At 55.2% G+C, this 8,203-nt stretch carries 6 protein-coding genes and 1 pseudogene; 4 read left to right on the top strand and 3 right to left on the bottom strand.

Annotated features, from left to right (window positions below):
- The 4 genes and pseudogenes from ABYV26_RS15775 to ABYV26_RS15760 all read left to right on the top strand — a co-directional run.
- A pseudogene (locus ABYV26_RS15775) lies at positions 1–452 on the top strand (sulfite reductase, dissimilatory-type subunit alpha); the annotation flags it as partial.
- 15 nt (positions 453–467) lie between these two features.
- Positions 468–1,613, top strand: coding sequence for a dissimilatory-type sulfite reductase subunit beta (gene dsrB / locus ABYV26_RS15770; RefSeq protein ID WP_372682316.1), 1,146 nt, complete (start codon positions 468–470; stop codon positions 1,611–1,613).
- A gap of 75 nt (positions 1,614–1,688) precedes the next feature.
- The gene (locus ABYV26_RS15765; protein ID WP_372682315.1) at positions 1,689–1,928 is read left to right on the top strand and encodes a dissimilatory sulfite reductase D family protein; all 240 of its coding nucleotides are present in this window, start codon (positions 1,689–1,691) and stop codon (positions 1,926–1,928) included.
- A 45-nt stretch (positions 1,929–1,973) separates the two neighbouring features.
- On the top strand, positions 1,974–3,416 hold the full coding sequence (locus ABYV26_RS15760; protein WP_372682314.1) for a cobyrinate a,c-diamide synthase: 1,443 nt from the start codon (positions 1,974–1,976) through the stop codon (positions 3,414–3,416).
- A 49-nt stretch (positions 3,417–3,465) separates the two neighbouring features.
- Here the strand turns inward: ABYV26_RS15760 and ABYV26_RS15755 are convergent, their stop codons facing one another.
- The 3 genes from ABYV26_RS15755 to ABYV26_RS15745 all read right to left on the bottom strand — a co-directional run.
- Complete coding sequence (locus tag ABYV26_RS15755) at positions 3,466–3,885, bottom strand: hypothetical protein (RefSeq protein ID WP_372682313.1); 420 nt, start codon at positions 3,883–3,885, stop codon at positions 3,466–3,468.
- Positions 3,886–3,970: 85 nt separating this feature from the next.
- The gene (locus tag ABYV26_RS15750; RefSeq protein ID WP_372682312.1) at positions 3,971–7,330 is read right to left on the bottom strand and encodes a FecR domain-containing protein; all 3,360 of its coding nucleotides are present in this window, start codon (positions 7,328–7,330) and stop codon (positions 3,971–3,973) included.
- Positions 7,331–7,348: 18 nt separating this feature from the next.
- Positions 7,349–8,203 (bottom strand): adenylate/guanylate cyclase domain-containing protein (locus tag ABYV26_RS15745; RefSeq protein WP_372682311.1); only part of this gene is annotated, 855 nt, incomplete at its 5' end.

Here is an 8,203-nt window from a genome sequence, read left to right as displayed (position 1 = left end):
GCATGTGGATGGACGGCGGCAAGCTGAAGATCGACAACAGAGAGTGCACGCGCTGCATGCATTGCATCAACGTCATGCCCAGGGCCCTGCATGTCGGTGACGACCGTGGTTGTTCAATGCTGGTCGGCGCCAAGGCCCCGATCCTCGACGGCGCCCAGATGGGCTCCCTGCTGGTGCCTTTCATCAAAGTCGAAGAGCCCTACGACGAGATCAAGGAAGTCATCGAAGCCATCTGGGATTGGTGGATGGAAGAAGGCAAGAACCGCGAACGTCTCGGTGAACTGATCAAACGCCAGGGATTCCAGAAACTGCTCGAAGCCACCAACATCAAACCGATGGCCCAGCATGTTCAGGAACCGCGCCACAACCCCTACATCTTCTGGAAAGAGGAAGAGGTTGAAGGCGGCTGGGATCGAGACATTGCAGACTTCAGAAAAGACCACCAGAGATAAAGGGGAGGAATCACAATGGCATTTATTTCTTCAGGATACAATCCCGACAAACCGATGGAAAACCGGATCACCGACATCGGTCCGAAAAAGTATGACGAGTTTTATCCGCCGGTCATCGCCAAGAACAAGGGCAAATGGCTGTACCACGAAATCATCAAACCGGGCGTGCTGGTGCACGTGGCCGCCAGCGGCGACGAGTGCTACACCGTACGCGTGGGCGGCGCCCGCCTGATGAGCGTGACCCACATCCGCGAGATCTGTGAAATCGCCGACAAGCACTGCGGCGGTCACCTGCGTTTCACCACCCGTAACAACATCGAGTTCATGGTGGACGACAAGGCCAAGGTCGATCCCCTGATCAAAGACCTGGAAAGCCGCAAGTTCGACGGCGGCAGCTTCAAATTCCCCGTGGGCGGCACCGGTGCCGGCGTCACCAACATCATTCACACCCAGGGTTGGATTCATTGCCACACCCCGGCCACGGATGCTTCCGGTCCGGTCAAGGCCACCATGGACGTGCTCTTTGACGATTTCAAACAGCACCGCCTGCCGGCCCAGCTGCGCGTCTCCCTGGCCTGCTGCCTGAACATGTGCGGCGCCGTGCACTGCTCCGACATCGCCATCCTCGGCTACCACCGGAAACCGCCGATCATCGACAACGAATACCTGGACAAGATGTGTGAAATTCCCCTGGCCATCGCGGCCTGCCCCACCGCGGCGCTCAAGCCGACCAAGGTGAAGGTGGGTGACAAGGAAGTCAAATCAATCGCCGTGAACAATGACCGCTGCATGTTCTGCGGCAACTGCTACACCATGTGCCCCTCCCTGCCGCTGGCAGACAAGGAAGGTGACGGCATCGTCATCATGGTCGGCGGCAAGGTCTCCAACCGCATCAGCAAGCCCATGTTCTCCAAGGTTGTCGTGGCCTTTTTGCCCAACGAAGTTCCCCGTTGGGACCAGACCACCGCGGTTATCAAAAAGATCGTCGAAGCCTACTCCGCCGGCGCTAACAAATACGAACGTGTGGGTGACTGGGCCGAGCGGATCGGTTGGGAGCGCTTCTTCGACAAATGCGAACTTGAATTCACCCATCATTTGATCGATGATTTCCGTGATCCGGCTTACTACACCTGGCGCCAGACCACGCAGTTCAAGTTCTAATTTATTTCCATATGAACGAATCTGTGCAGGGGGAGGCCATGCGCCCCCCCTGCCTTCTTTAGAAAAGAGGTTACCATGGAATACGAAGAGGCAAAAAAGCTGATCGTAGAGCAGTTGACCAAAAAGCTGAAGACCAAAAGCAAATTCTACTTCAACGACCTAACCAAAATTCTGGACATGAAGCCCCGTGAGGCCAAAAAAATCGTCAACAAACTGGTAGAGGAAAACGTCCTTGAATATTGGTCTTCGGGAAGCACCTCCATGTACGGAATGCCCGGCACCGGCAAGCAGGCTGCGGCCGAGCACGAAGATTAAAGCCCGTCTGCGACGGTACGCCGCACCCATAGGCTTTCCGCCGCCATGCACACCATTTTGAAACAGGCTCCAGCAATCAGTCAGCCAACCCCGGGCATCGTTGTCGCCGCCTTGCGGGGAGGGTCGGGAAAAACGATCTTTTCCGTCGGCATCATCGCTGCGTTGCGGAGCCTGGGCAAATCCATTGCACCATTTAAAAAAGGTCCAGATTATATCGACGCCGGCTGGCTGGCCCTTGCGGCCGGCCGGCCCTGCTACAACCTGGACACCTTCCTCATCGACCGGGACACCATTCTCGGCTCTTATCACGCTCACACTCAGCACATCGATCTTGCCGTCATCGAAGGCAACCGAGGCCTTTACGACTGCATCAGCACCGACGGGGAAACCAGCACGGCCGAACTGGCCAAGCTGCTGGGCCTGCCGGTGATCCTGTGCATCGACGCCACCAAGACCACCCGCACCATGGCCGCCGTTGTTGGCGGTATCAACGCCTTCGATCCCGATGTACATATCGGCGGTGTGGTGCTGAATCGGGTGGCCGGCACGCGGCACCGGAGCATCCTCACCCGCAGCATCGAATCATATACCGGCATTCCTGTCCTGGGCGCGGTGCCGAAACTGAAGGAGCAGCGCTTTCCCGAGCGCCACATGGGGCTGGTGCCGACCCATGAACACCACTGGGCGCAACCGGCCATCGAGGCCATCCGGTCGGTGGCGGAAAAACATCTGGATCTCCAGCGGATTCAGCGCCTGGCCGCAACGGCGACACATGCTGAAAACGGCAGGGCGCTGAAAACGGAGGCGGTTAAGGTCAGGACCAATTCAGACCGGCCCATCATCGGCATTCTCAGGGATGCGGCGTTTCAGTTCTACTATCCCGAGAACCTGGAAGCCCTCGAGTCTGCCGGCGCTAGTCTGGTCTTCACCAGCCCGCTAACAGAAAAGCACCTTCCCCCCATAGACGCGCTTTACATCGGCGGCGGCTTTCCGGAGACCCATGCCCGGGAACTGGAAGCCAATACACCTTTCCGAAACGAATTGAAGGCCCTTGCCGACAACGGCCTCCCCATTTACGCCGAATGCGGTGGGCTCATGTACCTGGGAGAGCGCCTGCATTTGGAAGATGGCAACTTCGACATGGCCGGCGTGCTGCCGGTGATTTTCGGTTTTTCCAAGCGGCCCCAGGGCCACGGCTACACGATCATCCGAGTGGAAAAGGAAAACCCCTACTTCCCGGTAGGAACCCGGCTGCTGGGCCACGAGTTTCACTACTCCAGCGTGAACGCGTGGCACGGGTGCGATGAAAACCTGGCCTTTTCCATGCAACGCGGCAACGGTTTTATCGACGGAAAGGACGGCGTGTGCATCAACAACGTCTTGGCCACCTACACCCACATTCATGCCCTGGGGACGCCGAGTTGGGCGACTGCCCTGGTGAACCGTGCGAAGTGGTATCGGAATCACGCTAAACCCGACCCCATGTAGAGTGGTTTCCTAATCGTCAACGGCCATCCCATGCTGCCGAGTTGGTTTGTTAATCGCAGATAACCTTATATTCGCCGGAGGCCATTTTCTTGATGCGACAGCCCGGGCTGCCATGAACGTAAAATGACGTTTCACACGTGGTCTCCACGAAATTTTCATTGCGTGCTTCCTGAATCAGTTTCAGCACCTTTACCAACGTATTGATTTCGTTTAGTCTACCATTTTCTGTCGTCATCACCATCGCCCCTGGTGCTGGGATGATGGCAACCGGTTGCCCTCTCTCTCCTTTTTCATATGCGACGAAGTATAATGGCTTCTCCTTTAAAGCCTCCTTAATTTCCTGATAAAACGACTCCTCTGTCTGCTTGCCATCGGCCATCGCAGGACCGACAAGACAAGGCAATGCCAAAAGCGCCAACAGACAACCCAGAAATACGCTCACCAAGAAGAACCTTTTTTTCTGCATCATTACTGTACCCTCCTGTTTTTGGACGTTGTGGGTTAAAAACCGATTGCCACGCTCAGTTTAGTTTTAACTGCCGATGAAGCAAGCGTCAGAAAGACAAAGTAATCTTGGCCAGAAAGGCTTGCTCCGGAATGATCTCCGGGTTGGACGGATCGGTATCCTGGAATTGAAATGTTTGATCAAAAAGGTTTTTGGCTTCCAGGCTGAAGATTCCGTATCTTTTTGGCAAACGATAGCCGAGAGCCGCATCGGCAACCCAGAAATGATCGCTGCCCGGCTCTGTTGGGAAAAATCTGGGCCAGCCGAATTCTCCCTCCTGATCGACATAAGTCGCCTTCAACCGCAGAAACAATCCGGAGGGATGGAATAAATTGGCACTTATGGGAACTTTGTGCGTTACCAGCGTAGTGAACAATTCTTCCCCCACAAATGTCCCGTCTCTTTCAAAACGGGAATAACCGTATTCTACTCCAGCAGATATCCAATCGTGCGGGGTCCAAAACAGATAAACACGACAGGACTGTTCATCCCACCCGACCTTGCGAATTTGAAGATCGAAATCCGTATAGCTGATCTCCATATCACGTATGGCGTACTCCAGGCCTGCGAACAGATTCAGCCCCAGTTTCTGGTCGATGGCGGCACCGTATCTCCAGGCTTCCGTACGGTTGGCATCATCGTAAAACTGGTTGAAACCGGCTATCTGGGTTGGTTCGAGGGTTTGGTCGGCAATCAGGTTGCGCTTGAACGTGCGAAACGCGGCCGCCCGAAAAGTCGTTGCCGGGGTCAAATCCCAAGTCACCCCCATTTTGGGGTTGAACAGCTCCTCTGTGCCCTTTCCATCGAAAAAATCCATGCTGGCACCGAGCGTCCAGGTGACCTTTTCCGGGAAAAAAAGATAAGCGTATGTATAGGGTGTGGTGTGATCTATTCGAGTATCAGAAACCACTGGCACCGGTTCTTCATCATCGATTACCGTAAAATCCGCGTCGGAATGAAAGTATCCGATTCCACTGATCAGATTGAACGTTTCGGATCGGAACAGGTGCTGGAGTTCGGTCATGACACCTTTCTCATCCACATCCTCAATTATGCCAAAATCCACATCCCTGCCATCCAATTGACTGGCGACGATCGTCCCTAAAATATCGTTGCGTGGGTTGGGTGAATATCGCCCCCCGATGCGCAAGGACCGTCGATCTGTCTCCTGCCGGCTGTCTTCATAAAAATCGCCGGAAAACCTTACCGGCAGGTCACCTTTTTGCTTGTCAGAATAGCGAAACTCTGCAAGCAACGATGTTTTGGGCGTCAAGCTAACCTGGGTGAACGCATTGTAATAGTTTGATTTTCTGTCGTTGTTCTCCCGGAAACCATCCGTTTGGTGGTGGAACTGGCCGAGACTGAACGAGTAGCGATCGTACATCCCGGCGAGTGCGATTTCGTCGCCCCAGGTGGATTGGCTGCCTACCACACCGCTGGCCTGTGATGCCAGGCGGTTGCGGAGGAAGAGGGGGCTGAATTCGTTGAATGCCGGAGCAGACGGTTCGGTACCGTCTATGATGAAACGATTGGTTTCTGCGAGACTGGGCTGAATCGGCCTGACGTTGAGAGGTTGGAGCATCTGGGACTGGAGCAATTCACTCACCCGAGCGATCTCATGTCGTGGCAGTACCGAATAGTTGTCCGCCAGAAAACGGTGGGCCGAATAGTTGGTCGGATCGGTGTTCACCGACTTCCAGCCCTGCACCAGGGCCAGCTGCTGAAAGCCAAGATCGCGGTATATCTGACCGATGCCGGCGCTGCGCACAGCCAGGTCTTCGTCCAAGAGGAAGCGAGAGCGGTAGACGGCCCGATTGTCGTTCAAGTCAATGGATGTTTGCAGGTCGTGAAGCGCTTCCACCGGGCGGTTAACAGACTGCTTGAGGATCGCATTATAAAACCAGGGGGTGGGGTCGGCCGGATCCAGCTGCTTGGCCGCAGCCAGTTGCACCGACGCTGGATCATCTCGTTTTTCCTCGAAATAGGCCTTTCCCAGATAGCTCCGAATCAGGGCATTATCAGGGTCCAGACAGGCAGCGATTTCAATTTCCCCCCGGCCCTCAGCCAACTGGCCTTCACGGATCATGGCCAGCCCCATCCCCAGACGCGCCATGGGTGCGGCAGAATCCGAAGCGATCGCTTTGGCAAAGGCTTGTTTGGCTTTTTCGGTTTTTATTTGGGCCAGGTGGGCAAACCCCAGCACGGTCAGCGTGTGCGCCAGGTCCGGCCGAAGCTCCGCCGCCCGATCGGCTGCACGCAGGGCGTCGATTCTTTCACCCCTGGCCAAGTAGAGCTCCGACAGTCGCGCCCAGGCCAGGGCATTGTCTGGTTCCTTTTTCGTCGCTGACCGAACACTGGCAAGGGCGCCGTCAAGATCAAAAAAAGCCTGCTGCACGTATGCATTGGCCATGTCGACACTGCTGCTGACCGGTGATTGGGCCATCGCCTGATCGATCAGTTGACGCGCCCTTTCTTTCTTATTCTGAACCACCGCGGCAACCGCCAGAAGTGCCAGCGCATCTCCCCGCTGCGCCTCTGAGGATTGTACCTGTTGCAGATCGATCGTTGCCGCATCCACACGGCCTACGGAAAGCTTCAGGGCGGCCCGATATAGCAAAAACCGTGGATCGTCGAACGGTTCTGGTATCTGGTCAAGGGTGCTGAAGGCTTCAAGCAGACGGCCTTTGCGCCACGCGTCGACCGATTGTCGGGCAGACATGCACCCGCCTTCAGCGCACGGAAAATCATCGGGTTTAAAATCGATCACAGCCGGATAGTAAAGGCTCCACTGGGCAGCATCCCGGGGATGCACGACGGCTTCCTGAACCGGAGGCTGGTTGGCCGCTGCGCTCACAGACTGGTGTTGGGTCATGAGGAGGCTACCCTGCGGGTTAGATACGCGCAAGCGGCCATCGAACAGTGAAATCCACGTCTGATTCGCATCCACGCGTGCGACAAACTCGGTCCCTTCAACTGCGCCATTCACAAAGGGCGTTACCAGGCGAAGGCTTCGATGCACGCGGCTGAAAAAGTGCACCGCGCCATAGATCAATTCGATCCAAAAAGGCTGTTCTTTTTCAGCCGCACTGAATACAAGCGTGGTGTGTTGGTCGACCCGCAGCGTACTCTCATTTTTCAAAACGAATGCCGCACGGCTGTTCGTGCCCACTTTGACCATATCCCCGGCATGAAAGCGATCTTCCAAGCCAACCGTCTCCCACTGTTCACTCGCTTTCCGTCGCACCTGAACCTGGCCTTGTATGGACACGACACTGGCAACCCATTCGGTCTCCATTGCTGTTTGGCCAACTGCCGGCTGGGGAGTCAATAACGCAACAACCAGGACCCATAACGCCAGAGCCGGTCGGATGCCGACCCCCTTGCCATCGAGATTTATCCATCGCTTCATTCTGTTCACCCCTGTAGGCTATTTTTGGCCCATGACCACCGTTCCATCCCAGTTTTCATCTGGAGGGTTCTGCTTGAACGATTCACATTGTTTTTTGAAAAAAATGGAGGGGCCATCGGCGCGATAGGTGGTCAGTGTTCGTTCGAAGGCGTCGATCGCCTCATCCCAGTGTTTGCTCCGGTATGCACGAAGACCCTCTTCGAAGCACCTGCAAAGTTGATCCTTCTCCATGTCGCTATCTCTTGCGTAACCCAACAATTCATGAATCGTGACCGCATATGATTTGCCGAACAACAGAAATTCGCCGAGCCGCCGGGTCAAAAACCCGTCCACCAGGTGCAGGACTTGATCAGAAACCAAAATCTGCGTGCCGAGATGTTTGTTTAAACTTTCCATGCGCGACGCGGTATTCACAATGTCTCCCACCGGACGATATTCGTAATGGTCAACGGCGCCGATGTTGCCAATCATGATGTGGCCCGCATGCATGCCAATTCGGGTGTGAAGCTTTATTAGCTCATTTTCCCTATTGAATGCATTGATTGCCTGGACGATGCCTAATGCCGCGTGACATGCCGCCGCCCTCAACGACGCATCCGGGTTGGCTTTGGCCCATATGGCCATCATGGAGTCACCCACCACGTCGGAAACGATCCCACCAAATTTCCTAACCGGTACAAAAAGTTTCTCGTAGTATCTGTTCATGAACCGGCTCAAGTCCTTGGGATCCATCATCTCCGAAAGCGCGGCGTATTGCTGCGCATCGGTATACAGACAAATACCGTATACAACCTTGCTGGTAGCCTTGATATCCCCGATATTTTTCGCCAATTGATCGATCACCGAGTCCGGCAGAAAATAACCGAACGCTTT

It is taken from the genome of Desulfosarcina sp. (genome assembly GCF_041551955.1).
Lineage (GTDB): Bacteria > Desulfobacterota > Desulfobacteria > Desulfobacterales > Desulfosarcinaceae > Desulfosarcina.
The sequence above is the reverse complement of the archived record's forward strand: the minus strand, read 5'-3'. Positions and strand labels throughout refer to the sequence as shown.

Bases quoted from the DNA above. Each gene is read 5' to 3' on its own strand.
- dsrB (WP_372682316.1), top strand. From the start codon at position 468: ATGGCATTTATTTCTTCAGGATACAATCCCGACAAACCGATGGAAAAC.
- ABYV26_RS15760 (WP_372682314.1), top strand. From the start codon at position 1,974: ATGCACACCATTTTGAAACAGGCTCCAGCAATCAGTCAGCCAACCCCG.
- ABYV26_RS15765 (WP_372682315.1), top strand. From the start codon at position 1,689: ATGGAATACGAAGAGGCAAAAAAGCTGATCGTAGAGCAGTTGACCAAA.
- ABYV26_RS15750 (WP_372682312.1), bottom strand. From the start codon at position 7,330: ATGAAGCGATGGATAAATCTCGATGGCAAGGGGGTCGGCATCCGACCG.
- ABYV26_RS15755 (WP_372682313.1), bottom strand. From the start codon at position 3,885: ATGATGCAGAAAAAAAGGTTCTTCTTGGTGAGCGTATTTCTGGGTTGT.